We start from the raw sequence: 26,107 nt of genomic DNA, 5'->3' as shown, positions 1-26,107 counted from the left end.
CTCGCAACTGTCAAAGATGAGATTGTAATACATACTGCCTGGCGTGTCAAGCTTTATCATCGTTTTTATAATAAACTTTTTCAAGGCAAAGCCCTGATGCGGGTGCTGTTCTTCCTGCTCTTTTTCTATTTTTAGATTCTATTATACTCTCAATATCTTCAGGTTCAATTTTACCTATACCAACATCAATTAAAGTTCCTGCTATTATACGAACCATATTATACAAAAATCCATCAGCTTCAATTTCAAACCTTATTATATTATCATACTTTTCAAACTCAAGATATCTAATGGTTCTAACTGAAGTTTTTACAGAACTTCCCGAGGATTTAAAAGCTGAAAAATCTTTAGTCCCTAAAAAATATTCTCCTGCCATTCGCATCAAGTCATAATTAAGTTCATAAGGGCAAAAGGCAACATAACTTCTCATTAATGCAGGAGGTATTTTTCTTTGAAATATTGTGTAGCTATATCTTTTCCCTAAACTACTATATCTTGCATGAAAGTCAAGGGGCATATCCTCTGCCTTTAAAACAACTATATCATGAGGAAGTTTACTATTTATAGCAAAAGGAAGCCTTTCTGTTGGAATATTAGATTCACAATAAAAATTTGCTACTTGTCCTTTAGCATGAACTCCTGCATCAGTACGACTTGATCCTATTAGCTTTATATCTTCATTTATTATACTTTTAATAGCTGATTTTAAGGTATCTTCAATTGATATACCATTTTTTTGGCTTTGCCAGCCACAATACTTTGTTCCATCATATTCAATTACTAACTTTATATTTCTCATATCCATAATCGCCTGCTTAATATCGAAATTATCATAAGAATAGTTGTAGCAGCTATTGCTACATAATCCCTTTTTTCAATTTTAAGCTGTTTTAATCTGGTTCTTCCTTCTCCTCCTCTATAGCATCTTGCTTCCATTGCAAGTGCAAGATCGTCTGCCCTTCTAAATGAACTTATAAAAAGAGGAACAAGTATTGGTATAAGGCTTTGAGCTCTCTTTATTATATTTCCTGTTTCAAAATCTGCTCCACGAGCCATCTGTGCTTTCATTATTTTATCAGTCTCATCAAGAAGTGTAGGTATAAACCTTAAGGCTATGGTCATCATCATAGCAAGTTCGTGAGCTGGAACACCTATTTTCTTAAAAGGATTTAAAAGCCTTTCAATTCCATCTGTTAAAGCTATAGGCGATGTAGTAAGGGTTAGTATTGATGTTCCAACAATTAGGAAAACAAGCCTTAAAACCATAAATACTGCAAGGTATATTCCCTTATCTGTAATATTAATAGGCCCAACCTTATATATTGTATTCCCTGGTGTTAAAATTGAGTTTAATACAGCAGTAAATATTATTATCCATAATATAGGCTTTAACCCTTTAAACATGTACTTAAATGGTATTTTCGATAATACTATAACCATTAAAGTAAAAGCTGCAATAAAAACATATCCAGAGTAATTATCTACAATAAAAAGTATAACTATATAAGCAAAAGATAACAGTATTTTAACTCTTGGATCAAGTTTGTGAATAAAGGAATCTCCTGGGAGGTACTGACCTATCGTTATATCTTTTATCATTTCTTATCTCTCCTTAAAAACCTTACAAGTTCATCTTCAGCTTCTTCAACAGTTATTATATCCTCTCTTATATCCATTCCTCTTTTTCTAAGTTCACGAACAAGATAAGTAACTTGAGGAACTGCAAGTCCAATTTTTTCCAAGGTATCTATCTCTCTAAATACTTCCCTTGGAGTACCTGTTAGTATGTTCTTACCCTTATACATAACAATTAATCTGTCAACAAGTTTTGCAACATCCTCCATGCTGTGAGATACAAGTATTACAGTATTTTTATATTCTCTATGAAGCTTCTTTATTTCTTCGAGTATTTCATCCCTACCTTTAGGATCAAGGCCTGCTGTTGGCTCGTCTAATATTAGTATTTTAGGCTCCATTGCAAGTACACCAGCTATTGCAATCCTCCTTCTTTGACCACCACTTAAATCAAAGGGAGATACATCTTTATATTTTTCAAAATCTATTCCAACCATTTTTAATGCTCTTTTTACCCTCTTTAATATTTCTTCTTCAGGTAAGCCTAAATTTCGAGGGCCAAATGCAACGTCTTTAAAAACTGTTTCTTCAAAAAGCTGATACTCTGGATACTGAAAAACAAGGCCTACCTTTTCCCTAATTTTTTTAAGATTTATTCCCTTTAATGTTATATCCTCACCGTCTATATATATCTTCCCTGAAGTAGGCTTCAAAAGACCATTTAATTGCTGAATGAGGGTTGATTTACCTGAACCTGTATGCCCAATTAAGCCTATAAATTCTCCATCTTCTATTTCAAGGTTTACATTGTCTATTGCTATTTTCTCAAAGGGTGTTCCAACCATATATTTATACACAAGATTCTCTATTTTAATTGACATATTGCATCCACCATCTCTTCAATAGTTAATATATCTTCTCTTACTTTAATGCCACTTTTTCTCAACTCATAAGCAAGTTCTGTCATTTCTGGAACATCAAGGCCTAATCTTTTTATTTCTTCAACCCTTGAGAAAACATTTTTGGGACTTCCTTCAAGTATTATTTTCCCATCTTCCATAACAACAACTCTATCAGCTTCTACTGCCTCTTCCATAAAGTGTGTAATTAAAACAATAGTTATTCCTTCTTCTTTGTTAAGCCTTTTTATTGTATCTAATACTTCTTTTCTTCCAGAGGGATCAAGCATAGCTGTTGGTTCATCAAGTATAATACATTCTGGTCTCATTGCAAGTACTCCAGCAATTGCCACTCTCTGTTTTTGACCTCCTGACAGAAGATGAGGTCCATGATGTGCATAAGCAAGCATATCAACAGCTGCCAAAGCTTCGTCAACTCTTTGTCTTATTTTTTCTGGAGGAATTCCTAAGTTTTCAGGACCAAAAGCCACATCTTCCTCAACAATAGTTGCAACAATTTGGTTATCTGGATTTTGAAACACCATACCTGCTCTTTGACGTATCTCCCAAAGCCTCTTATTATCTTTTGTATTTAATCCATCAACAATGACATCACCTTTTGTTGGAACAAGTATTGCATTGAAATGCTTTGCAAGGGTAGATTTTCCTGAGCCATTATGCCCTATTATAACTACAAATTCGCCTTTTTTTATTTTTAAATCTATCCCATTAAGTACTATACTTTTTTCATTATTTTTGTCATCATCTTTTCTATAACAAAAATATATTTTATTAGCCCAGAGCATACTGTCTTCCATAATAAGCACCTTCCTAAAAATATTAAGGCTTACATAGCAAAAAGGGATTAAGTATTAGCATGCTTCACTTAATCCCACATATTTTATACAAGTTCAAGGATTACAGTCTCTGCTGCATCTCCTCTTCTTGGTCCTATTTTAACTATCCTTGTATATCCACCATTTCTTTCTTGATATCTTTTTGCTGTGTCATTAAATAATTTATTTACAACTTCTTCTTCTGTTATAAAAGAAAGAACTTGCCTTCTTGCATGAAGATCTCCCCTTTTTGCAAGGGTTATCATCTTTTCAGCAATGCTTCTAACTTCCTTAGCTCTCATTTCAGTTGTAATTATTCTACCATCCTCTGATTTAAAAAAGCTTGTTACAAGGTTTCTTAACATAGCTTTTCTCTGATCAGTTGGACGTCCTAGTTTACGATGTCCTGCCACTTAATATCCCTCCTTATTCGTCATTTTTCTTTAAGCTTAATCCAAGAGCCTGAAGTTTTTGTTCAACCTCTTCTAATGATTTCTTACCAAGGTTTCTAACTTTCATCATATCTTCTTCTGTCTTTTGAACAAGCTCTTGAACTGTATTAATACCTGCACGTTTTAAGCAGTTATAAGATCTTACAGACAAGTCAAGTTCCTCTATAGTCATATCAAGTACTTTGTCTTTTTTCTCATCTTCTTTTTCAACCATAATTTCAACTGAATCAGCACGATCAGTAAGGCTAAGAAATAGCTTAAAATGTTCAATTAAAATTTTTGCTGAAAGACTTATAGCCTCATCTGGAGCAATTGTTCCATTAGTCCAAATCTCAAGAGTTAACTTATCGTAATCAGTAATTTGCCCAACACGTGTATTTTCTACATAGTAGTTTACTCTTTTAACAGGTGTATAAATTGAATCTACCGGAATAACTCCTATAGCCTGGTTAGGTTCTTTATTTCTGTCTGATGGAACATAGCCTCTTCCTCTGTCAATTACCATTTCCATATAAAGCCTTCCACCTTCACTGACAGTAGCTATTTCATGGTCTTTATTAATAATTTCTATACTCCCATCAGTACGTATATCCTTTCCAGTAACCTTAGCAGGACCTGTTACATCAATAATCGCAGTTTTTGGCTCTTGATCTTCATATTTTATTGCAAGCCCTTTTAGGTTAAGAATTATTTCTACTGCATCTTCTTTAACCCCTGGAACAGTTGAAAACTCATGAAGCACTCCATCAATTTTTACTGAAGTTACCGCTGCCCCAGGCAGAGAGGATAAAAGTATCCTCCTTAAAGCATTGCCAAGAGTTATTCCATATCCTCTTTCAAGAGGTTCTATGACAAACTTACCGTATGTTCCATCTTCACTTTTTTCTATGCATTCAACTTTTGGCTTTTCAATTTCAAACATTTATACTAACCCTCCTTTTTTTACATTTACATATATAACGAGGGCAACTGATTCTACCAATTAATTATTTACTATACAACTCAACAATCAATGTTTCATTAACTGGAATATCTATATCTTCTCTTTGTGGAAGTGCTATAACTTGACCTTCCATCTTATCCTTATCTACAGTAAGCCACTTTGGTACACTTGTAGCTACCTCTGCAATTGCTTTAAACTTTTCACTATCTCTGCTCTTATCTTTAAGAGCAATGACATCACCAACTTTTACCTGGTATGATGGGATATTAACCTTCTTACCGTTAACTGTAAAGTGGCTATGTCTTACAAGCTGTCTTGCTTCAGTTCTTGAATTTGCAAATCCAAGTCTGAAAACAACATTATCAAGCCTTAATTCAAGAAGTCTTAAAAGGTTTTCACCTGTAATTCCTTTTAATCTGTCTGCTTCTTCATAATACCTTCTAAACTGTGATTCGAGTACCCCATATATTCTCTTTGCCTTTTGTTTTTCTCTAAGCTGTAATCCATAGTTTGTTAATTTCTTTCTATTTTGCCCATGCTGTCCTGGCGCATAAGCTCTCCTTGCAATTGCACATTTTTCTGAATAGCACCTATCTCCTTTTAGATAAAGCTTTACACCTTCTCTTCTGCAAAGTTTACAGCTTGGTCCTGTATATCTTGCCATCTAATTTGCACCTCCAATCAATTAGACTCTTCTTCTCTTTGGTGGTCTGCAGCCATTATGAGGAATTGGGGTAACATCCTTTATAAGGCTAACTTCAAGACCAGCAGCTTGAAGAGCTCTAATAGCTGCTTCTCTACCTGATCCGGGACCTTTAACATATACTTCTACTGTTTTCATTCCATGATCTATTGCAACCTTAGCTGCAGTTTCAGCTGCCATCTGTGCAGCAAATGGTGTGCTCTTTCTTGAACCTCTAAAACCAAGTCCTCCAGCACTTGACCATGCAATAGCATTTCCTGCAGTATCAGTTATTGTTACTATTGTATTGTTAAATGTGGACTTAATATGTGCTGCTCCACGATCAACATTTTTACGTTCTCTCTTTTTTCTCACTTTTTTGCCCTTTGCTTGAGCTGCCATTCTTGTCCCTCCTTAAATCTATTACTTTTTCTTGCCGCCAATTGCTCTTCTTGGTCCTTTTCTTGTTCTTGCATTAGTTTTTGTTCTTTGACCACGAACTGGTAATCCTCTTCTATGTCTTAATCCTCTATAGCAACCAATTTCCATTAATCTTTTAATGTTAAGAGCAACTTCTCTTCTTAAGTCTCCCTCTACAGTATAATTCTTATCAATGTAATCTCTAAGCTTTGCAATTTCATCTTCTGTAAGATTCTTTACCCTTGTATCAGGATTTACTCCAGTTTCCTTTAATATCTTATTTGCACTTGGTCTGCCTATGCCGTATATATAAGTGAGAGCTATTTCTACCCTCTTCTCTCTTGGTAAGTCAACACCAGCAATTCTTGCCATTGAGTTTTTACACCTCCTGTAATCTTCAAGTTACTGTAAATTATTTATATTCATTATCACCGAAGAAGCCTTCAGTGCAGCCGCCTTTATTAACCCTGCTTTTGTTTATGCTTTGGGTTTTCACATATAACCATTACTCTACCATGTCTCTTTATAATTTTGCATTTTTCACATATCGGTTTTACTGATGGCCTAACCTTCATGGTTATCCCTCCTTATCACTTTGCTCTCCAAATAATTCTTCCACGAGATAAATCATAAGGTGATATTTCAACTGTAACTTTATCGCCTGGAAGTATTTTTATAAAGTTCATTCTAAGTTTTCCTGAAATATGTGCAAGAATTTTATGTCCGTTTTCTAATTCTACCTGAAACATCGCATTTGGTAAAGCCTCAATTACTGTTCCTTGTAATTCAATAACATCGTCCTTTGACATAAGGTAATCAAACCTCCTTAAATAAACCCATTGATTGCAGACTTTTTCTAATATCTGCATCATTAATACGTTTGCCTTCTAAAAGTTTCTCTCTTATATCTTCTGCAAATTTGTCATGGCAAACAAGATGCATTAATTTTTTCTTCTTTGGGTTATTTATTTTTCTTAAATCTCCGTCGGCTATAAGCACATAGTTACTATCCACAATGCCAACAACTACAAAATATTTACCTTTATCTCTTCCTGCTTTAGAATGCACTATCTGTCCCAGGGCCACATCCATAGCAAATTCACCTCATTTTAAAATCGTCAGAATTTCTGGACCATTATCAAGTATTACAATAGTATTTTCATAATGAGCTGATGGCTTACCATCATAAGTTATTACTGTCATAATTTCAGAACATCCATCAAATCTTTCTTTAACTGCAAAGGTGCCCATATTGACCATAGGCTCTATTGCAAGTGTCATGCCTTTTAATAGTTTAGGGCCTCTACCGGACTTACCATAGTTAGGCACTGGAGGTTCTTCATGCATTTTCTTTCCAATACCATGCCCCACGTAATCCCTTACAACTGAAAAGCCAAAGGATTCTACATAAGTTTGTATCGCATTAGATATATCACCTATTCTATTCCCAACTATTGCATACTTTATTCCTTCAAAAAAGCTTTCCCTGGTAACATCTATTAGTTTTTGTACTTCTGAGGATATCTTACCCACAGGAAACGTTCTTGCTGCATCACCATGGAAACCATTATAATAAGCTCCACAGTCTACACTAATAATATCTCCTTCCTGAAGTACTCTGTCTTTAGGAATACCGTGAACAACTTCTTCATTAATTGAGGTACAAAGAGTCGCTGGAAACCCGTAATATCCTTTAAAGGAAGGACGGGCTCCACAGCTTATTATATATTCTTCTGCAATCCTATCGAGCTCTTTAGTTGTAATTCCAGGTTTAATTACCTCTTCTAATTTTGCCAAAGTTTCTGCCACGATCCTGCCTGATTTCCGCATATTCTCTATTTCATTATCTGATTTAATATATATCATTTATTACCGCTCCCTAACACGCTGCAGATATCACTAAAAACTTTCTGTATATCTTGTTGGCCATTAATACCATAATATATTTGCTTATCTTTGTAATAATTAATAAGCGGTTCTGTTTGTTTTTTATATACATCTAACCTATTCTTTACGGTTTCTATGCTATCATCAGGTCTTTGAACTAATTTAGCATTACAAATATCACATATTCCCTCTTGTTTAGGAGGATTAAAGATTATATGATAACTTGCACCGCAGGCAGTGCATATTCTTCTTCCTGTAAGCCTTTTAATCAATTCATCCTCAGAAACTTGAATATCAATTACATATTCAAGTTTTTTATTTATTGATAATAAAACACTATCAAGGGCATCCGCCTGTTCTATCGTCCTTGGAAAACCATCAAGCAAAAATCCATCAAGGCAATCATCCTGCTTTAATCTATCTTCAACTATCGCAATAGTTATCTCATCAGGAACAAGATAACCTTTATCTATATATTCTTTAGCAGTAATTCCAAGGGGGGTTTTTTCTTTTATATTCTTTCTAAAAATATCACCAGTTGAAATATGTGGTATATTAAACTTTTCTGCTATCTGTTTTGCCTGCGTTCCCTTACCTGCACCTGGAGGCCCAAGAAGAACTATATTCATACCCACTCATCTCCACTTTCAATTTAATCTTACTTTAAAAATCCTTCATAATGTCTCATCACAAGTTGCGCTTTTATCTGTTTATTAATTTCCATTGCAACTCCGACAACAATCAGTACTGCAGTACCTCCAAACTGAAGATTACCAAACTTAGTTGCTTGTGCAATAATGATTGGTATAACAGCAATTATCGCTGCAAATATACCCCCTATTACTGTCATCCTTGTAACGACTTTTGTAAGATAATCTTCTGTAGGCTTTCCAGGGCGTAGTCCTGGTATAAAGCCACCACTTTTTTGAAGGTTTGAAGCAACTTCATCAGGTTTGAAGGTAATTAAAGTATAGAACCATGTAAAGAAGATAACAAGTATAGCATATATTATTGGGTATATAGGCTTTTTGGAACTTAGCCAACCCGATTCAAATACCTGACGCCATGGGTTTGTTGGGTCTAAAAAGAGCTGTGTTATAATTAGTGGAAACTGCATAAATGATATTGCAAAGATTATTGCAATAACACCTGCAGAATTTACGTTTATTGGTATATGGGTGCTTTGCCCTCCGTAAGTCTTAATTCCAACTCTTCTTTGAGCATATTGAACAGGAATCCTTCTTTCAGCAAGATCCATTAAAACAACGGCTGTAATTATCGCAACAGCAAAAGCTAAAAGAAGAACAACTTCAATAATATTTACAGTACCACCTTTTATTAGGGTTACTATCTGATTTCCTATTGCAGGCATTCTAGCAAGTATACCTGCAAAGATTATAATAGATGAACCATTACCTATTCCATACTCAGTTATTTTTTCACCAAGCCACATTACAAAAGTGGAACCTGCAACAACTGTTATTATTATCAATATAAACAGGTACCATGATTCACTAACAAGTGCCCCGTTATTTCTTAAATACATCGCTATACTAAAAGCTTGCAGTAATCCAAAGAGTACTGCTCCATATCTAATATATTCCTGTATCTTCTTTCTTCCTTCCTCGCCTTCTTTTGAAAGTTGCTCAAGGCTTGGAATTGCAATTGTAAGCAAACTAACTATAATTGATGAGTTAATATATGGAACGATGCCCATAGCAAAAATGCTAAAATCTCTAAAGGCACCGCCTGATATTATATCAAGGAATCCAAAGAGCATTCCTGTATCAACCATTTGTTTTATTACATCTGTCCTTATTCCAGGTACTGGAATGAATATACCAACTCTATAAACTGCAAGCAGCAACAATGTGATGATTATCTTTTTTCTTAAGTCTTGTATTTTCCAGGCATTACGTAAGGTTTTAAACATGTTAAATCACCTCTACTTTACCTCCAGCAGCTTCAATCTTTTCAGCAGCTGACTTTGTAAATTTGTGGGCTTTTACAATTAAGCTCTTTTTTAGCTCTCCATTCCCAAGTATCTTTACACCGTCCACAACATTTTTAACAATTCCATGCTTCTTAAGAAGTTCTGGGGTGATTTCAGCTCCATTATCAAACTTATTTAAAATATCTATATTAACTTCTGCATATTCCTTTGCAAATATATTTGTAAAACCTCTCTTTGGAAGTCGTCTTTGAAGTGGCATCTGACCTCCTTCAAATCCTGGACCTTTTCCTCCACCTGAACGTGCACCTGCACCTTTTTGACCTCTACCTGCTGATTTTCCAAGTCCAGCAGCACTTCCTCTACCTTTTCTCTTAGGCTCCTTATTTGTTCCGGGAGCTGGTCTTAATTCATGAAGTTTCATTTCAACACCTCCCTTAAACTCTTTCAACTTTTAACATGTAGTTAACCTTATTTATCATTCCCATTACTTCAGGAGTTTCCTCATGTTCAACTGTGCTACCTATTTTTTTAAGTCCAAGAGCTTTAACAGTTGCAATGTGGTCCTTCTTTCTTCCAATTGTGCTCTTTATAAGCGTAACTTTTATCTTTGCCATGGTACTCCCCCCTAACCTAGTATCTCATCAACAGTCTTTCCTCTAAGCTTTGCAATCTCTTCAGCAGTTCTAAGCTTTGAAAGACCGTCCATAGTTGCGTTTACCATGTTTCTTGCATTGTTAGAACCTAAAGACTTAGCTCTAACATCCTTTATTCCAGCAAGTTCAAGAACATCACGTACAGGACCACCTGCTATAACTCCAGTACCTTCTTTTGCTGGCATTATAAGTACTTTCCCTGCACCGTATTCTCCTACTATTTCATGCGGAATTGTATTTTCAAGTAATGCAACCTTAATAAGGTTTTTCTTTGCATCTTCTATTCCCTTTCTTATTGCTTCAGGAACTTCAGCAGCTTTTCCCATTCCTACACCAACATATCCTTTTCCATCTCCAACTACGACCAGAGCGCTAAATCTGAAGTTCTTACCACCTTTAACAACCTTAGCAACTCTATTTATATATACAACCTTTTCCTTAAGGTCTAGCTTGCTAGGATCGATTCTCATCTATTTCCCTCCTTCTCTTATTAAAAATCAAGTCCAGCCTGTCTTGCAGCTTCTGCAAGTTCCTTAACTCTTCCATGATATATATATCCACTTCTATCAAAAACAACCTGTTTTATTCCTTTTTCGAGGGCCTTTTTAGCAATTAATTCGCCAACTGCTTTTGCAGCTTCTTTGTTGCTTCCCACACTTATTTTATCCCTTAATTCCTTATCAAGTGAGGATGCTGAAACTAAAGTATTTGCCAAGTCATCATTTATAATTTGCGCATATATATGCTTTTCACTTCTATATACGCTTAATCTTGGTCTCTCACTAGTGCCATAAACCTTTTTACGAACTCTAAGATGCCTTATTTGTCTTTTTTCATTCTTGGATGGCTTATTGATCATTCAAGCTCACTCCCTTCCATTATTTCTTACCAGTCTTACCTTCCTTACGTCTTATAACTTCATCGATATATTTAATACCTTTACCCTTATATGGTTCTGGCTCTCTTACGCTTCTAACAACTGCTGCCACCTGACCAACCAATTCCTTATTGATTCCTTTAACAACTACTTGAGTTGGAGCAGGAACATCAAATTCTATCCCTTCTACAGGATCTATTTCAACTGGATGAGAATATCCAACATTTAAAACAAGCTTTTTACCTTGTTTAGCTGCTTTATATCCTACACCAACTAATTCTAATGTCTTTTGATAACCTTCTGTAACACCAATTACCATATTCTTAATTAAAGCTCTTGTAAGTCCATGAAGAGCTCTAACTTCTTTTTCATCATTTGGTCTTGTTACAACTACTTTTCCATCTTCAACCTTTATATTTATAACCTTGCTCATTCCTTTTGTAAGTGTACCCTTAGGTCCTTTTACAGTAACAACATTATTTGCATCAATGTTAACTGTAACTCCTTGAGGAAGAACAACCGGAAGTCTACCTAATCTTGACATGCTTGCACCTCCTATCAATCGTTATTACCAAATATAACAGATAACTTCTCCACCTATTCCAAGCTTTCTTGCTTCTCTATCAGTCATTACTCCCTTTGATGTTGAAATTATTGCTATTCCAAGTCCTCCAAGTACTTTTGGTATATTATCCTTCTCAACATATACTCTAAGTCCTGGTTTTGATATTCTCTTTAGTCCAGTTATAACTCTTTCTTTATTTAAACCATACTTTAATGAAAGTTTTAACATAGGAACTGAACCATCTAAATATTCCTCTACACTACTTAAATATCCTTCATTTAGCATTATGTCAGCAATCGCCTTTTTCATCTTTGAGGATGGCACCTCAACAGTTTCCCGCCTTACTATATTTGCATTTCTGATACGTGTTAGCATATCAGCAATTGGGTCAGTCATAACCATAATTACTGCCTCCTTTCATTTTAACCTAATTACCAACTTGCCTTCTTGCATCCTGGAATTTCACCTTTGTATGCAAGTTCTCTAAAGCATATTCTGCAAATTCCATATTTTCTAAGCACTGCATGTGGTCTACCACAGATTCTGCATCTTGTATAGGCTCTTGTTGAGAATTTTGGTTCTCTCTTCCATTTTTCAATCATTGCTTTGCGCGCCACAATTTTCCCTCCTTTATTACTGTGCAAAAGGCATACCAAGAAGCCTTAATAGTTCCTTTGCTTCTTCATCTGTCTTTGCTGTAGTAACGAAAATTATATCCATACCTCTTACTTTCTCAACCTTATCATATTCGATTTCAGGGAATATAAGCTGTTCCTTAATACCAAGGGAATAGTTTCCTCTTCCGTCAAAAGATTTAGTTGAAACACCTTTAAAGTCTCTTACCCTTGGAAGAGCAACGTTAAAAAGCTTATCAGCAAATTCATACATCTTTGCTCCTCTTAAAGTAACTTTACATCCTATTGCCATTCCTGCTCTTATTTTAAAGTTTGAAACAGCTTTCTTTGCTCTTGTTACAACAGCCTTCTGTCCAGCAATAACCGTCATATCATTAACTGCAGCATCAAGGAGCTTTGGATTATCCTTTGCATCGCCTACTCCCATATTTAAAATTATCTTTTCAAGTTTTGGAACCTCCATGACGCTTTTATAATTAAACCTCTCAAGTAGAGCTGGTACTACTTCTTTTTCGTATTTCTCTTTAAGTCTTGGTATCATTTAGTAAACCTCCTTTCATGGTTTAGAATGTCTCATTACAGTGCTTGCATACCCTTACCTTAGCTCCATTTTCAAGTATTTTATATGAAATCCTTGTTGGTTTGTTGCAATTCTTGCAATACAACATAACATTTGATGCATGAATAGGAGCTTCCTGATGGATTATACCACCTTCTCTATTTCTTGCATTTGGTTTTTGATGTTTTGTAACTATATTAACACCTTTAACTATTACTTTTCCTTCTTTAGGCATAGCAACTAAAACTTCGCCTTTTTTATCCTTATCTTTACCGGAAATTACAACTACAGTATCTCCTCTTTTAACGTGTAACTTATTCATTAAACGTCACCTCCCTGGTTATAGTACTTCAGGTGCAAGTGAAAGAATTTTTGTAAATTCCTTATCTCTAAGTTCCCTTGCTACAGGTCCAAATATTCTTGTACCTCTTGGAGTTTTATCATCCTTTATTATAACAGCTGCGTTTTCATCAAATTTTATATATGAACCATCAGCTCTTCTTAAGCCTTTAACTGATCTTACAATTACAGCCTTTACAACGTCTCCCTTTTTAACAACACCTCCGGGTGTTGCACTCTTAACACTAGCTACTATTATATCGCCAATATTACCATACTTTCTTAATGATCCACCTAATACACGAATGCACATTATTTCCTTTGCACCGGAATTATCTGCAACTTTAAGTATAGTTTGCTGCTGAATCATCCTAAACCCTCCTTTCGATAGCCATGTTATTTAGCTCTCTCAATAATTTCAACAAGTCTCCATCTTTTATCTTTGCTAAGGGGCCTTGTTTCCATAATCTTTACTATATCACCAATTTTAGCATCATTATTCTCATCATGAGCTTTAAACTTTGTTGTTCTATTAACGGTTTTACCATATAAAGGATGGCTAACCTTTGTTTCAACAGCAACAACAATAGTTTTTTGCATTTTATCCGACACAACTTTTCCAATTCTAACTTTCTTATGTCCTCTCTCCACAGGCCTAACCTCCCTTCATTACTTTTGAGCAGCCTTTAGCTCTTTTTCCCTAATAACAGTTTTTAATTGAGCTATGGATTTCTTAACTTCTCTTATTCTCATTGGATTTTCAAGCTGACCAGTTGCAAGTTGGAATCTTAAATTAAAAAGCTCAGCTTTAAGCTCTCCAACTTTCTTTTGAAGTTCTGCTGTTGTATTTTCTCTTAATGTATTTAATTCATTAGCCTTCATTTACTTCACCACCCATTTCCTCGAAGTCCTTCCTGGTTACAAACTTAGTCTTAACAGGAAGTTTGTATGAAGCAAGTCTCATTGCCTCCCTTGCAACTTCTTCGCTAACACCTGAAAGTTCAAAAAGTACTCTGCCTGGCTTCACAACTGCTACCCAGTACTCTGGTGAACCCTTACCTGAACCCATACGTGTTTCAGCTGGTTTTTGGGTAACTGGTTTATCAGGGAATATCTTTATCCAAAGCTTTCCGCCTCTTTTTATATATCTGTTAATAGCTATTCTGGCAGCTTCAATCTGGTTACTCTTAACCCAGGCTGGCTCTAATGCCATAAGTCCAAAATCTCCATAAGCAAGAAAATTACCTCTTGTTGCCTTTCCTTTCATTCTACCACGCATAACCTTACGATGCTTTACTCTTTTAGGCATTAACATGATGTGTTCCTCCTTCCTGTAACAGCTATATATTTGCTGCCTCATTCTCTACAGTTGCAGCACTATCTTTATTATCTTTTTTCTTTGGTAAAACTTCTCCTTTATATATCCAAACCTTAACTCCGAGCTTACCATAAGTAGTATGTGCTTCTGCAAATCCATAATCAATATCAGCTCTTAAAGTCTGTAGTGGTATAGTACCTTCATGATATTGTTCTGTTCTTGCAATTTCAGCTCCGCCTAATCTTCCAGCAACAGATGTTTTAACACCTTTAACGCCAAATCTCATAGCTCTTGATATTGCCTGCTTCATTGCCTTTCTAAAAGCAACTCTCTTTTCAAGTTGTTGTGCAATGTTTTCTGCAACAAGCTGAGCATCTATTTCTGGATTCTTTATTTCAACAATATTTATAACAATATTCTTCTTTGTAAGCTTTTCGATTTCTTTCTTTAATTCTTCAACTCCTGCTCCACCTTTTCCAATGATTATTCCAGGCTTTGCAGTATAAATATTTATCTTAACTCTGTTTGAAGTTCTTTCAATAACAATTCTTGAAATACCTGCTACATAAAGCTTTTCTTTTATATATTCTCTTATCTTATTATCTTCGATAAGTAAGTCTGCAAAGTCTTTATCCTTTGCATACCATTTAGCGTCCCAGTCTTTAATTATTCCAACTCTTAGTCCATGTGGATTTACTTTTTGTCCCACGCTTTAACCCTCCTTCTTTAGGTTATGCTCTTTCCTTAAGAACCACTGTTATATGGCTAGTTCTCTTTAATATTCTAAATGCTCTTCCCTGAGCATGTGGTTGAAACCTTTTTAATGATGGACCTTGATTTGCATAAGTTTCTGCAACATATAATTTTGAAACATCCATCTTATGATTATTTTCAGCATTAGCCATAGCAGACTTTAAAAGCTTCATAACAACTGTAGCTGCCGCTCTTGGTGTATGTTTTAAAATAGCCATAGCTTCGCCTACGTTCTTACCCCTTATAAGGTCAAGAACTACCTTAACCTTTCTTGGCGACATTCTAATATATTTAGCATGTGCTCTAGCTTCCATTTTAGGGCCTCCTTTCATCACTTTACTTTAGATGACTTTTCTGTATCATCATGTCCTTTGAAAGTTCTTGTAGGAGCAAATTCTCCAAGCTTATGTCCAATCATGTCTTCAGTTATATAAACCGGAACATGTTTTCTTCCATCATAAACTGCTATTGTATGCCCTACCATTTGTGGAAATATAGTTGAACTTCTTGACCATGTCTTTATAACTCTCTTTTCACCAGTTTTATTCATTTCAACTATTTTCTTCATGAGAGCTTCCTGTACAAACGGTCCCTTTTTTATTGATCTACTCAATTTATATGCCTCCCTTCATACTACATAAAGGTTTATACATTAGGAAGCAGAGTACATAGTAGCCTATGCCTCCTGCCCCCTTACTACTTTCTTCTCTTTACTATAAACTTATCTGAATACTTATGATGTTTTCTTGTCTTATATCCAAGAGTTGGTTTACCCCATGGAGTAAGTGGTCCTGGATGTCCTATTGGTGACTTACCTTCACCACCACCGTGTGGATGGTCAACTGGGTTCATTACAGAACCTCTAACTGTAGGTCTTATACCTTTATGTCTTATTCTACCTGCTTTACCCCAATTGATAAGTTCGTAATTTAAGTTTCCTACTATACCAATAGTGGCTTTACAATCAAGTCTTACTAATCTAACTTCACCGCTTGGAAGTCTAACCTGTGCATAGTCTCCTTCTTTTGCCATAAGCTGTGCAGCACCACCAGCAGCTCTTACAAGCTGGCCTCCTTTTCCAGGATAAAGCTCAATGTTGTGTATCATAGTACCAACAGGGATATTCTTTAAAGGTAATGCATTACCAACTTTAATATCTGCTGTTTCACCTGATATTACTGTATCTCCAACTTTTAAAGTATCTGGTGCTATTATATATCTCTTTTCACCATCAACGTAAGTTAAAAGTGCTATAAATGCTGTTCTATTTGGATCATATTCTATTGCAGTAACCTTTGCAGGAATACCATCCTTATCTCTCTTAAAATCTATAATTCTATATTTTATCTTAGCTCCACCACCTCTGTGGCGAACAGTTATTCTTCCATAAGAGTTTCTTCCGGAATTCTTTTTTAGTGTTATAACTAATGATTTTTCAGGTTCCTTTTTAGTTATTTCTTCAAAGGTTAATACTGACATACCTCTTCTTCCAGGAGAAGTTGGTTTATATTGTTTTATACCCATTACTGTTCCCTCCTTTTCTACGCTTATCTGACATATCGTCAATAACAGCTTTTTATCTATCTAAATTATGCATTAAATCCCTCAAAGAACTCTATAGATTTGCTGTTTGCAGTAAGCTTTACAATAGCCTTTTTATAGTCAGCTCTTCTTCCAACATGAACTCCGACTCTCTTAACTTTGCCTTCATAGTTCAATGTTTTAACATCTTCAACATTTACTCCAAATATTTCTTCTACAGCTTTCTTAATCATTGACTTGTTGGCATCTTTATGAACCAAGAAGGTGTATTGCCTATCTGACATTTGAGCCATAGATTTTTCTGTTATTACTGGCCTTAGAATTATATCATAATTTGTAAGTTTCATTATGCGTACACCTCCTCAACTTTAGAAGCTGCATCTTTTGTTATTATAAACTTCTCGTACTTTAATATGTCATATACGTTTAAATTATTTACTGGAAGTATATGAGCACCTTCAATATTCCTAACAGATTTGTATAAAACTTCATCTGAATCTTTAACAACAATTAAAGTTTTGCAAGCATTGAATTTTTCAAGCATTTCAGCTATAACTTTTGTTTTAGGAACATCAAGTTTAAGTTCATCAAGAACTATAATTTGATTTTCTTGAACCTTTGATGATAATGCTGACTTTAATGCAAGTCTTTTAATTTTCTTTGGTACTGTATAACTGTAATCTCTTGGCTTTGGAGCAAATACAACTCCTCCATGAGTCCACTGAGGCGCTCTTATAGAACCTTGTCTTGCTCTACCTGTTCCCTTCTGTCTCCATGGCTTTATGCCACCTCCACTAACCTCAGCTCTTGTTAATGCTGATTGTGTACCCTGTCTCTTATTTGCAAGCTGCATCTTAACAACCTGATGCATTGCTTCTTTATTAACTTCAACACCAAATATCGCATCGGAAAGTTCTATCTCTCCAACCTGCTGTGCATTCATATTATATAAAGCTACTTTAGGCATTTTACATCCTCCTTTCCACCAAAATTAAGCCTTAACGGAATCTCTGATAATTACTAAGCCTTTCTTTGGTCCTGGAACTGCTCCTTTAATAAGTATTAAATTTCTTTCCGCATCAACTTTAACAACTTCAAGATTTAATATTGTAGACTTAGCATTTCCCATATGTCCTGGCATTTTCTTATTCTTGAAGGTTCTTGATGGGAATGATGACGCACCCATTGAACCTACAGCTCTGTGATATTTTGAACCGTGAGACATTGGTCCTCTGTTGGCATTCCATCTCTTTATAACGCCTTGGAACCCTTTTCCTTTTGATGTGCCTGTAACATCAACTTTGTCTCCTGCCTGAAATACATCTGCTTTTATCTCACTTCCAACCTCAAGACCAGATATATCATCAAGCCTTAATTCTTTTATAAACCTCTTATACTTTACATTGGCCTTTTCAAACTGACCTTTAACGGGTTTATTTAAAAGCTTCTCTCTTATATCACCAAACCCTATTTTAACAGCATTATATCCATCTGTTTCAACTGTTTTCTTTTGAATAACAATATTAGGGCCTGCTTCAATAACTGTTACTGGAACAACCTTTCCTTCTTCATTAAAAATCTGTGTCATTCCTAATTTTCTTCCAACGATAGCCTTTTTCATATTGTGCACCTCCTCAAATTATTAGCGGAATGCATTAACTGCATTCATAATAAGTGATTATAATTTGATTTCAATATCTACGCCAGCTGGCAAATCAAGCTTCATTAATGAATCAACCGTCTTTTGAGTTGGATTCAATATGTCAATAAGTCTCTTATGTGTTCTTATTTCAAACTGTTCTCTTGAATCCTTATACTTGTGAACAGCTCTTAAGATTGTAACTACATCCTTTTCTGTTGGTAGTGGAACTGGACCTGAAACATTAGCACCAGTCTTTTTCGCAGTTTCAACTATCTTTTGAGCTGAAGCATCAAGTAAATTATGATCGAATGCTTTTAATTTAATTCTGATTTTTTGTTTTGCCATAAAACTTACCCTCCTTTTCATCGCACGCTTTATTTTTACTACGCACGACGAAAGCTGTTCTGTACACTATTCCGGGTGTATCCTTAGCTTTAAACACAAACATAAATAGTGCAGAACCTTCGTCGCCCGATTCTATGATCCGGACATTCTCCGCAAGAATTCCCCGAATTACGGCAACCTCTTGCATCATCGCAGTCCAAGCACTTTACAACTCTTATATTTTACAATATTATTTAAAAAAATACAATAGCAATATATTAATTTATTGTAAAAATACAAGGGAGGATTACCCTCCCCTGATTATTACTCAAGAATCTTAGAAACAACGCCAGAACCTACTGTTCGGGTCTTTGACAGTTGCAAGACAAAAAAAGTGCCTTAAAGCCTTGATATAGGCTTATTTTTTTGTCAAATTTTAAATTTTTATAGTGCACAATGTGTAACAATGTGTTATAATATAGATATAAATATATGAAGAGATGTGAAAAAATGAGATTACAAATTGTTAAATCAAAAAATGCAGCATCCTTATACGTAGTTAAATCTGTTTATGAAAAAGGCAATCGTACTTCAAAAGTAGTTGAGAAGCTTGGCACTTATGATGAACTTTTAAAAAAACTAAACGGACAAGACCCTATAGAATGGGGGAAGAGGTACGTTGAAGAGTTAAATAGAAAAGAAAAAGAAGAGAAAAGAGAAATATTAGTAAAATACTCGCCTGTTAAACAAATTAACAAAGACGAACAGCATACTTTTAATGGTAGTTACTTGTTTTTACAAAAAATATATAACGAGCTTGGGCTGCAAAATATCTGTAAAAATATTTCGGATAAACATAAATTTAATTTTAATCTAAATTCAATACTATCAAGATTAATTTATGCAAGAATTATTTATCCATCATCTAAGCTTGCTACATACGAACTATCAAAAAAATTTATTGAGCAGCCTGATTTTGAGCTTCAGCATATTTATAGAGCTTTAGAAGTAATTTCAGAAGAAACAGATTTTATTCAGTCAGAATTATATAAGAACAGTCTTAAAGTTTGCAATCGTAATAAAGGAGTTCTCTATTATGACTGCACCAACTATTTCTTTGAAATTGAACAGGAAGAAGGATTAAAACAGTATGGAGTATCGAAGGAACATAGACCCAATCCAATTGTTCAAATGGGACTTTTCATGGATGGAGACGGCATCCCCCTTGCATTTTGTATAAACAAAGGTAATACTAATGAACAAGTAACTTTAAAACCTTTAGAGCAAAAAATTATATCCGAATTTGGGCTTTCAAAATTTATCATTTGTACAGATGCAGGGCTTGCATCTACAGCAAACAGAAAATTTAATAATATACAAAATCGAGCTTTTATTACTACACAATCTATTAAAAAATTAAAATCACATTTAAAAGAATGGGCGTTAGACCCCAAAGGATGGCATCTTAGCGATTCAGACAAAGTATATAATTTAAACGAAATTGACGAAGAAACAGATATTAATAAAATTTTTTATAAGGAACGCTGGATAAAAGAAGACGGGCTTGAACAAAAACTTATTGTAACATTTTCCTTGAAATATAGAAACTATCAAAGAACTATAAGAGGTAACCAAATAGAGAGAGCTCAAGAGGTTATTGATACCAATCCTACAAAATTGAAGAAATGTAATGCTAATGATTACAAACGCTTTATTTCAAAGACTCACTGCACACCTGACGGTGAAGTAGCTGAAAAAGAATTATACAGCATTAATGCTGATTTAATAGCACAAGAGGCAATGTATGATGGTTTTTACGCAGTATGTACAAATATAAGTGATGATGCTGCCGCAATTATAAAAATTAATAGAAGGCGTTGGGAAATAGAAGAGTCCTTCCGTATTATGAAATCAGAGTTTAAGGCAAGACCAGTATATTTAAGAAGAGATGATAGAATAAAAGCGCATTTTACAACTTGTTTCATTTCCCTGATGATATATAGGCTATTAGAAAAAAAGCTTTCAGAAAAATATACGTGTAGCGATATTATATCAGGACTTAGAGAAATGAATTTTTATGAGATTAAGAATGAGGGCTATATTCCAATATATACAAGGACCGATTTTACAGATGATTTACATGACAAATTTGGCTTTAGAACGGATTATCAAATAATTAATATGAAACAAATGAAGAAAATTTTTAAAGACACGAAAAAATAAAAAACATTGTTCACTTTTTTGAAAAGTATAAAAGTCTGAGAGCCCTTGATATTCAATGGTTCTACAGGCTTTTTGCTTCGCGCAACTGTCAAAGATGAGATATTATTTAAAAAAATACAATAGCAATATATTAATTTATTGTAAAAATACAGGTTCTATAATAAATGTTGGGGTGGTAAACCTCAACATTTTTATTTAAATAGAAAAAAGCACTTTATTCAGATGCCAACTTTGCTAAAATAAAATTAACCAAAACAAAATTTTAGAAAGGAGGCATCCAATAAAGTGCTTAAGTATAATTTTATCAACAATTTACTAAACTTAAAAGATGTTTTTGTAAAAAACGTTGTTAATAAAGATGATTTTATTGAGATATTTGTTGAAACTAAAAAGAAACCACATGTTTGTCCAGTTTGTGGCTATACTACATCTAAAGTTCATGATTACAGAAAACAAAGAATTAAAGATGTACCCATTCAGTTTAAAAAAACTTTTATCATTCTTAGAAAAAGGAGATTAGTATGCTCAGAATGCGGTAAGCGCTTTTATGAAAAGCTAGATTTTCTTCCACGCTATCATAGAATGACAAACCGCTTATCTTTCTTCATAATTAACGAACTATCTAATGTTAATAGCATGAAGCATGTTTCCTTAAAAGCCAATGTTTCCACCCATACTGTAAAACGCATTTTTGATACTGTTAGTTATACTGCGTATTCTTTGCCTGAAGTTATATCTATTGATGAATTTAAAGGTAATTCTGGTGGCTCAAAATATCACTGTATATTAGTTGATCCTGTTAATCATAAAGTAATTGATATTATTAAAGATAGACGATTTCATATCCTTTCGGATTACTTTAGAAATTTTAAAAACAGGGATAAGGTAAAATATGTAGTTATTGATATGTGGAGTCAATATGCTGACATTGCTAAAACATACTTTAAAAATGCAACTATCATCATAGATAAGTTCCACTTTATGCGCTACAACACCTGGGCTATAGAAAACGTTAGAAAGCGCATTCAAAAGAATATGGATAAGAAACTAAGGCGATATTACAAAAAAAGTCGAAAACTCATTCTTGCTAGAAAAGATTCCTTAGATGAAGACTCTAAGAGACAACTTGAAATTATGCTTTTATACAATGATGAATTAAGACATGCCCATTACCTTAAGGAATCCTTTTACAAAATTTCAGATGCAAGGTCTGCTTCTGAAGCAAAAATATTACTAAAGGAATGGATTGAGATAGCAAGAAAAAGCGGTATAAAAGAATATATTTCATGTGCAGAAACTTTAAGCAGGTGGTTTAAGGAAATAGTTAATTCCTTTGATGTTCCTTATACGAATGGATGTGTTGAAGGTTTTAACAACAAGATTAAAGTTATTAAAAGAAATGCGTTTGGGTTCAGAAATTTTAACAGGTTTAGAAATAGAATTCTGCATTGTTGCAAGTAATTGATTACTGTACTCTATTTTTCAAAAACCAACATTAGTTTGGTCTTTTTGTTATGCCCATTTTTAGAGAATTTTTGATTCACTTTCTTTAATTCGTTAAAACTTCTTGAAAATTAGCAAGGGCAGGCATTTGAATAAAATGCCCACCCCAACTATTGACATAGAACCAAAATACAAGGGAGGATTACCCTCCCCTGATTATTACTCAAGAATCTTAGAAACAACGCCAGAACCTACTGTTCTTCCGCCTTCTCTTATAGCGAATCTTAAACCTTCCATCATAGCAACTGGTGTTATAAGTTCAACTTCCATTGTTATGTGGTCTCCAGGCATTACCATCTCTGTTCCTTCTGGAAGCTTTATTGATCCTGTAACGTCTGTTGTTCTGAAGTAGAACTGTGGTCTGTATCCATTGAAGAATGGTGTATGTCTTCCACCTTCTTCTTTCTTTAATACGTATACCTGTCCTTCGAATTTCTTATGTGGATGTATTGAACCTGGTTTTGCTAAAACCTGTCCTCTTTCTATTTCATCCCTTGTTACTCCTCTTAAGAGTGCTCCTATGTTGTCTCCTGCTTCTGCTTGGTCAAGTATCTTTCTGAACATTTCTACTCCTGTTACTACTGTCTTCTTCTTCTCTTCTGTAAGTCCTACTATTTCTACTTCGTCTCCTACCTTTAATACTCCGCTTTCTACTCTTCCTGTTGCAACTGTTCCTCTTCCTGTTATTGTGAATACATCTTCTACTGGCATTAAGAATGGCTTATCCTTTTGTCTTTCTGGTGTTGGAATGTAGCTATCTACTGTGTCCATAAGCTGTAATATCTTTCCACACCATTCACATTCTCTCTTTCCACATCCACATTCAAGTGCCTTTAATGCTGATCCTACTACTATTGGAGTATCATCTCCTGGAAATTCATATTCATTAAGAAGATCTCTTAATTCCATTTCAACAAGTTCTATAAGTTCTGGGTCATCTACCATATCTGCCTTGTTCATGAATACTACTATATATGGTACCCCTACCTGTCTTGCAAGTAGTATGTGCTCTCTTGTCTGTGGCATTGGACCATCTGCTGCACTAACTACAAGTATTGCTCCGTCCATCTGTGCTGCCCCTGTTATCATGTTCTTTACGTAGTCTGCGTGTCCTGGACAGTCAACGTGTGCATAGTGTCTTGTATCTGTTTCGTATTCTACGTGTGCTGTGTTTATTGTTATTCCTCTTTCTCTTTCTTCTGGTGCCTTATCTATTTCGTCATATTTCATTACTTTTGCTTTTCCATAAGTTGATAATACTAATGTTATTGCTGCTGTTAATGTTGTCTTACCATGGTCTACGTGTCCTATTGTCCCTATGTTTACGTGTGGCTTCGTCCTGGTAAAATGCTCCTTTGCCATTTTTATATTCCTCCTTTATTTCACTTTAGCATTTAATTATTGTTTTTTCCCTTCAACGATTTTGCTTTGAATGCTTGCAGGAACTTCTTCATAATGGCTTATCTGCATTACGAAGACTCCTCTACCCTGTGTCTTTGATCTTAGTGTAGTTGCATATCCAAACATCTCTGCAAGTGGCACATGTGCTCTTATTACTTGTGCACTTCCTCTTGGTTCCATACCTTCGATTCTTCCTCTTCTTGAGTTAAGGTCGCCCATTACATCTCCCATATATTCTTCAGGAACTGTAACTTCAACCTTCATTATAGGTTCAAGAAGTACTGGATCTGCTTTTTGCATAGCATTCTTAAATGCCATTGAACCTGCAATCTTAAATGCCATTTCAGAAGAGTCTACTTCATGGTATGATCCATCAAAAAGTACTACTTTAACATCTATAACAGGATATCCTGCAACAACACCACTAGTCATAGCTTCTTGAATTCCATTATCAATAGCTGGTATATATTCCTTTGGAATTACTCCACCAACTATATTATTAACAAATTCATATCCCTTTCCTCTTTCTTGAGGAATAACTTCAATCCAGCAGTGACCGTACTGACCACGACCACCAGATTGTCTTACAAACTTACCTTCAGCCTTAACTTGTTTTCTAATAGTTTCTTTATATGCAACCTGAGGATTACCAACATTGCATTCAACTTTAAACTCTCTTAAGAGTCTATCAACTATTATTTCAAGATGAAGTTCTCCCATACCTGCAATTATTGTCTGACCTGTTTCTTGATCTGTATAAGTTCTAAAAGTTGGGTCTTCTTCAGCTAGTTTAGCAAGCGCTATACCCATCTTTTCCTGACCAGCCTTTGTCTTTGGCTCAATTGCTATATGAATAACTGGTTCTGGGAATTCCATCTTTTCAAGTATTATTGGCTTATCAGCATCACATAGGGTATCACCTGTTATTGTATCTTTTAAGCCAACAAGTGCAATAATGTCTCCTGCTCTTGCTTCATCTATTTCTTCCCTCTTGTTTGCATGCATTCTAACAATTCTACCAATTCTTTCTCTCTTATTCTTTGTAGAATTGAATACATAAGAACCTGTAGTTAAAACTCCAGAATATATTCTTGTAAATGCAAGCTTTCCTACAAAAGGATCAACCATTATCTTAAAAGCAAGAGCTGAAAAAGGTTCATCGTCGCTTGGCTGTCTTTCTGCTTCTTCATGTGTATCCGGATCTAATCCTTTTACAGCACCAATGTCTATTGGAGATGGAAGATAGTCAACTACTGCATCAAGCATTGGCTGAACGCCTTTATTCTTATATGAAGATCCACATACAACAGGAACCATTTCTCCTGATATTGTAGCCTTCCTTATACCATTTTTTAGTTCTTCTACAGTTAATTCTTCACCTTCGAGATACTTCATCATAAGCTCTTCGTCTGTTTCTGCAACTTTTTCTATTAGGCTGAGCCTATATTCTTCAACTAAATCCTTCATATCCTCTGGAACATCTGTCTCTTCTGAAGTTGTTCCAAGATCATCAACATATATTATCGCTTTATTTTTAACAAGATCAACGATACCTCTAAAGGTATCTTCTTTTCCTATTGGAAGCTGAAGTGGTACTGGATTAGCTCCAAGTCTTTCCTTCATCATTTTTATAACGTTATAAAAGTCAGCTCCCATTATATCCATCTTATTAACATAAGCTATTCTTGGAACATGGTATTTATCTGCCTGTCTCCAAACAGTTTCAGACTGTGGCTCAACTCCACCCTTTGCACAAAATACAGCAACTGCACCGTCTAAAACACGAAGTGATCTTTCAACTTCAACTGTAAAGTCTACGTGCCCCGGCGTATCAATTATGTTTATCCTACAGTCTCTCCATTGACATGTAGTTGCCGCTGAAGTAATTGTTATACCTCTTTCCTGTTCTTGCTCCATCCAGTCCATCGTTGCTGCGCCTTCATGAACTTCTCCTATTTTATACGTTTTACCAGTATAAAACAATATACGTTCTGTTGTAGTTGTTTTACCTGCATCTATATGTGCCATTATTCCAATGTTTCTTACTTTTTCTAACGGAAATTGCCTAGGCACTCTGCTTCCTCCCTTCAATTATTACAACATTTTTGTTAATCTACCCTAAATG

Annotated in this window: 40 protein-coding genes; 2 read left to right on the top strand and 38 right to left on the bottom strand. The window is 34.9% G+C overall.

Going from position 1 to position 26,107, the window contains the following annotated elements; genetic code table 11:
- Positions 1-46: 46 nt before the first annotated feature.
- The 36 genes from truA to rpsJ form a co-directional block, all read right to left on the bottom strand.
- Positions 47-799 (bottom strand): tRNA pseudouridine(38-40) synthase TruA, encoded by a 753-nt coding sequence (truA, locus tag FDN13_RS09250; protein ID WP_138981064.1) that lies wholly within the window; start codon positions 797-799, stop codon positions 47-49.
- Positions 796-1,599, bottom strand: coding sequence for an energy-coupling factor transporter transmembrane component T family protein (locus tag FDN13_RS09245; protein WP_138979930.1), 804 nt, complete (start codon positions 1,597-1,599; stop codon positions 796-798). Before FDN13_RS09245 ends, truA begins: the two co-directional genes overlap by 4 nt.
- Positions 1,596-2,456 carry an energy-coupling factor transporter ATPase gene (locus tag FDN13_RS09240; RefSeq protein ID WP_138979929.1) on the bottom strand — a complete coding sequence of 287 codons (861 nt, stop codon included), beginning with the start codon at positions 2,454-2,456 and terminating at the stop codon, positions 1,596-1,598. The genes FDN13_RS09245 and FDN13_RS09240 overlap by 4 nt, the downstream gene beginning before the upstream one ends.
- Positions 2,441-3,292, bottom strand: coding sequence for an energy-coupling factor transporter ATPase (locus FDN13_RS09235; RefSeq protein ID WP_138979928.1), 852 nt, complete (start codon positions 3,290-3,292; stop codon positions 2,441-2,443). The genes FDN13_RS09240 and FDN13_RS09235 overlap by 16 nt, the downstream gene beginning before the upstream one ends.
- Positions 3,293-3,375: 83 nt before the next feature.
- Positions 3,376-3,723, bottom strand: coding sequence for a 50S ribosomal protein L17 (rplQ, locus tag FDN13_RS09230; protein ID WP_138979927.1), 348 nt, complete (start codon positions 3,721-3,723; stop codon positions 3,376-3,378).
- A gap of 13 nt (positions 3,724-3,736) precedes the next feature.
- Positions 3,737-4,684, bottom strand: a complete 948-nt coding sequence (locus FDN13_RS09225) for a DNA-directed RNA polymerase subunit alpha (protein WP_138979926.1) — start codon at positions 4,682-4,684, stop codon at positions 3,737-3,739.
- A gap of 64 nt (positions 4,685-4,748) precedes the next feature.
- Positions 4,749-5,369, bottom strand: a complete 621-nt coding sequence (gene rpsD, locus FDN13_RS09220) for a 30S ribosomal protein S4 (RefSeq protein ID WP_138979925.1) — start codon at positions 5,367-5,369, stop codon at positions 4,749-4,751.
- A gap of 21 nt (positions 5,370-5,390) precedes the next feature.
- Positions 5,391-5,789 (bottom strand): 30S ribosomal protein S11, encoded by a 399-nt coding sequence (rpsK, locus tag FDN13_RS09215; RefSeq protein WP_138979924.1) that lies wholly within the window; start codon positions 5,787-5,789, stop codon positions 5,391-5,393.
- A gap of 21 nt (positions 5,790-5,810) precedes the next feature.
- Positions 5,811-6,179 (bottom strand): 30S ribosomal protein S13, encoded by a 369-nt coding sequence (rpsM, locus tag FDN13_RS09210; protein WP_138979923.1) that lies wholly within the window; start codon positions 6,177-6,179, stop codon positions 5,811-5,813.
- 89 nt (positions 6,180-6,268) lie between these two features.
- Positions 6,269-6,382: a 50S ribosomal protein L36 gene (rpmJ, locus tag FDN13_RS09205; RefSeq protein ID WP_028971919.1), complete on the bottom strand. Its 114-nt coding sequence runs from the start codon at positions 6,380-6,382 to the stop codon at positions 6,269-6,271.
- A 15-nt stretch (positions 6,383-6,397) separates the two neighbouring features.
- Positions 6,398-6,616 carry a translation initiation factor IF-1 gene (infA, locus tag FDN13_RS09200; protein ID WP_138979922.1) on the bottom strand — a complete coding sequence of 73 codons (219 nt, stop codon included), beginning with the start codon at positions 6,614-6,616 and terminating at the stop codon, positions 6,398-6,400.
- 7 nt (positions 6,617-6,623) lie between these two features.
- Positions 6,624-6,899 (bottom strand): KOW domain-containing RNA-binding protein, encoded by a 276-nt coding sequence (locus FDN13_RS09195; protein WP_138979921.1) that lies wholly within the window; start codon positions 6,897-6,899, stop codon positions 6,624-6,626.
- A 12-nt stretch (positions 6,900-6,911) separates the two neighbouring features.
- Complete coding sequence (map, locus tag FDN13_RS09190; protein ID WP_138979920.1) at positions 6,912-7,673, bottom strand: type I methionyl aminopeptidase; 762 nt, start codon at positions 7,671-7,673, stop codon at positions 6,912-6,914.
- Positions 7,670-8,323, bottom strand: coding sequence for an adenylate kinase (locus tag FDN13_RS09185; RefSeq protein ID WP_138979919.1), 654 nt, complete (start codon positions 8,321-8,323; stop codon positions 7,670-7,672). The genes map and FDN13_RS09185 overlap by 4 nt, the downstream gene beginning before the upstream one ends.
- Positions 8,324-8,352: 29 nt before the next feature.
- A complete protein-coding gene (gene secY / locus FDN13_RS09180) occupies positions 8,353-9,627 on the bottom strand; it encodes a preprotein translocase subunit SecY (protein WP_138979918.1) in 1,275 nt (424 codons plus the stop codon).
- Between the two features lies 1 nt (position 9,628).
- Positions 9,629-10,069, bottom strand: a complete 441-nt coding sequence (gene rplO / locus FDN13_RS09175; RefSeq protein ID WP_138979917.1) for a 50S ribosomal protein L15 — start codon at positions 10,067-10,069, stop codon at positions 9,629-9,631.
- Positions 10,070-10,082: 13 nt separating this feature from the next.
- Positions 10,083-10,262 carry a 50S ribosomal protein L30 gene (rpmD, locus tag FDN13_RS09170; protein WP_138979916.1) on the bottom strand — a complete coding sequence of 60 codons (180 nt, stop codon included), beginning with the start codon at positions 10,260-10,262 and terminating at the stop codon, positions 10,083-10,085.
- An 11-nt stretch (positions 10,263-10,273) separates the two neighbouring features.
- Positions 10,274-10,771 (bottom strand): 30S ribosomal protein S5, encoded by a 498-nt coding sequence (rpsE, locus tag FDN13_RS09165; RefSeq protein ID WP_138979915.1) that lies wholly within the window; start codon positions 10,769-10,771, stop codon positions 10,274-10,276.
- A gap of 20 nt (positions 10,772-10,791) precedes the next feature.
- Positions 10,792-11,160 (bottom strand): 50S ribosomal protein L18, encoded by a 369-nt coding sequence (gene rplR / locus FDN13_RS09160; protein WP_138979914.1) that lies wholly within the window; start codon positions 11,158-11,160, stop codon positions 10,792-10,794.
- Positions 11,161-11,179: 19 nt separating this feature from the next.
- Positions 11,180-11,722, bottom strand: coding sequence for a 50S ribosomal protein L6 (gene rplF, locus FDN13_RS09155; protein WP_138979913.1), 543 nt, complete (start codon positions 11,720-11,722; stop codon positions 11,180-11,182).
- 24 nt (positions 11,723-11,746) lie between these two features.
- Complete coding sequence (gene rpsH / locus FDN13_RS09150; protein ID WP_138979912.1) at positions 11,747-12,145, bottom strand: 30S ribosomal protein S8; 399 nt, start codon at positions 12,143-12,145, stop codon at positions 11,747-11,749.
- A 29-nt stretch (positions 12,146-12,174) separates the two neighbouring features.
- Positions 12,175-12,360 carry a type Z 30S ribosomal protein S14 gene (locus tag FDN13_RS09145; RefSeq protein ID WP_057977894.1) on the bottom strand — a complete coding sequence of 62 codons (186 nt, stop codon included), beginning with the start codon at positions 12,358-12,360 and terminating at the stop codon, positions 12,175-12,177.
- A 16-nt stretch (positions 12,361-12,376) separates the two neighbouring features.
- Positions 12,377-12,919, bottom strand: a complete 543-nt coding sequence (gene rplE / locus FDN13_RS09140; protein ID WP_138979911.1) for a 50S ribosomal protein L5 — start codon at positions 12,917-12,919, stop codon at positions 12,377-12,379.
- Positions 12,920-12,941: 22 nt separating this feature from the next.
- Complete coding sequence (gene rplX, locus FDN13_RS09135) at positions 12,942-13,259, bottom strand: 50S ribosomal protein L24 (RefSeq protein ID WP_138979910.1); 318 nt, start codon at positions 13,257-13,259, stop codon at positions 12,942-12,944.
- An 18-nt stretch (positions 13,260-13,277) separates the two neighbouring features.
- Positions 13,278-13,646, bottom strand: coding sequence for a 50S ribosomal protein L14 (gene rplN, locus FDN13_RS09130; RefSeq protein WP_138979909.1), 369 nt, complete (start codon positions 13,644-13,646; stop codon positions 13,278-13,280).
- A 26-nt stretch (positions 13,647-13,672) separates the two neighbouring features.
- Positions 13,673-13,927 carry a 30S ribosomal protein S17 gene (rpsQ, locus tag FDN13_RS09125; RefSeq protein ID WP_138979908.1) on the bottom strand — a complete coding sequence of 85 codons (255 nt, stop codon included), beginning with the start codon at positions 13,925-13,927 and terminating at the stop codon, positions 13,673-13,675.
- Positions 13,928-13,945: 18 nt separating this feature from the next.
- Entirely contained in the window at positions 13,946-14,158 is a 213-nt protein-coding gene (gene rpmC, locus FDN13_RS09120; protein ID WP_138979907.1) for a 50S ribosomal protein L29, read from the bottom strand.
- The gene (gene rplP, locus FDN13_RS09115) at positions 14,148-14,591 is read right to left on the bottom strand and encodes a 50S ribosomal protein L16 (protein WP_138979906.1); all 444 of its coding nucleotides are present in this window, start codon (positions 14,589-14,591) and stop codon (positions 14,148-14,150) included. The genes rpmC and rplP overlap by 11 nt, the downstream gene beginning before the upstream one ends.
- Before the next feature lie 25 nt (positions 14,592-14,616).
- On the bottom strand, positions 14,617-15,303 hold the full coding sequence (gene rpsC, locus FDN13_RS09110) for a 30S ribosomal protein S3 (RefSeq protein WP_138979905.1): 687 nt from the start codon (positions 15,301-15,303) through the stop codon (positions 14,617-14,619).
- A 22-nt stretch (positions 15,304-15,325) separates the two neighbouring features.
- A complete protein-coding gene (gene rplV, locus FDN13_RS09105; RefSeq protein WP_138979904.1) occupies positions 15,326-15,661 on the bottom strand; it encodes a 50S ribosomal protein L22 in 336 nt (111 codons plus the stop codon).
- 17 nt (positions 15,662-15,678) lie between these two features.
- Complete coding sequence (gene rpsS, locus FDN13_RS09100) at positions 15,679-15,960, bottom strand: 30S ribosomal protein S19 (protein ID WP_138979903.1); 282 nt, start codon at positions 15,958-15,960, stop codon at positions 15,679-15,681.
- A gap of 83 nt (positions 15,961-16,043) precedes the next feature.
- On the bottom strand, positions 16,044-16,871 hold the full coding sequence (rplB, locus tag FDN13_RS09095) for a 50S ribosomal protein L2 (protein WP_138979902.1): 828 nt from the start codon (positions 16,869-16,871) through the stop codon (positions 16,044-16,046).
- 65 nt (positions 16,872-16,936) lie between these two features.
- Positions 16,937-17,236: a 50S ribosomal protein L23 gene (gene rplW, locus FDN13_RS09090; RefSeq protein WP_138979901.1), complete on the bottom strand. Its 300-nt coding sequence runs from the start codon at positions 17,234-17,236 to the stop codon at positions 16,937-16,939.
- Positions 17,236-17,856 carry a 50S ribosomal protein L4 gene (gene rplD / locus FDN13_RS09085; RefSeq protein WP_138979900.1) on the bottom strand — a complete coding sequence of 207 codons (621 nt, stop codon included), beginning with the start codon at positions 17,854-17,856 and terminating at the stop codon, positions 17,236-17,238. Before rplD ends, rplW begins: the two co-directional genes overlap by 1 nt.
- A gap of 24 nt (positions 17,857-17,880) precedes the next feature.
- Positions 17,881-18,510, bottom strand: coding sequence for a 50S ribosomal protein L3 (gene rplC, locus FDN13_RS09080; protein WP_138979899.1), 630 nt, complete (start codon positions 18,508-18,510; stop codon positions 17,881-17,883).
- A gap of 57 nt (positions 18,511-18,567) precedes the next feature.
- Positions 18,568-18,876, bottom strand: coding sequence for a 30S ribosomal protein S10 (gene rpsJ, locus FDN13_RS09075; RefSeq protein WP_078697681.1), 309 nt, complete (start codon positions 18,874-18,876; stop codon positions 18,568-18,570).
- A gap of 489 nt (positions 18,877-19,365) precedes the next feature.
- On the opposite strand from rpsJ, the gene FDN13_RS09070 reads away from it, so the two are divergent.
- The gene (locus FDN13_RS09070; protein ID WP_138979898.1) at positions 19,366-21,078 is read left to right on the top strand and encodes an IS1634 family transposase; all 1,713 of its coding nucleotides are present in this window, start codon (positions 19,366-19,368) and stop codon (positions 21,076-21,078) included.
- Positions 21,079-21,363: 285 nt separating this feature from the next.
- On the top strand, positions 21,364-22,539 hold the full coding sequence (locus FDN13_RS09065; RefSeq protein WP_138979155.1) for an ISL3 family transposase: 1,176 nt from the start codon (positions 21,364-21,366) through the stop codon (positions 22,537-22,539).
- Positions 22,540-22,740: 201 nt separating this feature from the next.
- Here FDN13_RS09065 and tuf read toward each other — a convergent pair whose 3' ends face one another.
- Both tuf and fusA read right to left on the bottom strand, forming a co-directional pair.
- Positions 22,741-23,943 (bottom strand): elongation factor Tu, encoded by a 1,203-nt coding sequence (tuf, locus tag FDN13_RS09060; RefSeq protein WP_138979885.1) that lies wholly within the window; start codon positions 23,941-23,943, stop codon positions 22,741-22,743.
- Between the two features lie 36 nt (positions 23,944-23,979).
- Positions 23,980-26,055 (bottom strand): elongation factor G, encoded by a 2,076-nt coding sequence (gene fusA, locus FDN13_RS09055; RefSeq protein WP_138979897.1) that lies wholly within the window; start codon positions 26,053-26,055, stop codon positions 23,980-23,982.
- Positions 26,056-26,107 lie beyond the last annotated feature (52 nt).

It is taken from the genome of Caloramator sp. E03 (assembly GCF_006016075.1).
GTDB lineage: Bacteria > Bacillota > Clostridia > Clostridiales > Caloramatoraceae > Caloramator_B.
The sequence above is the reverse complement of the archived record's forward strand: the minus strand, read 5'-3'. Positions and strand labels throughout refer to the sequence as shown.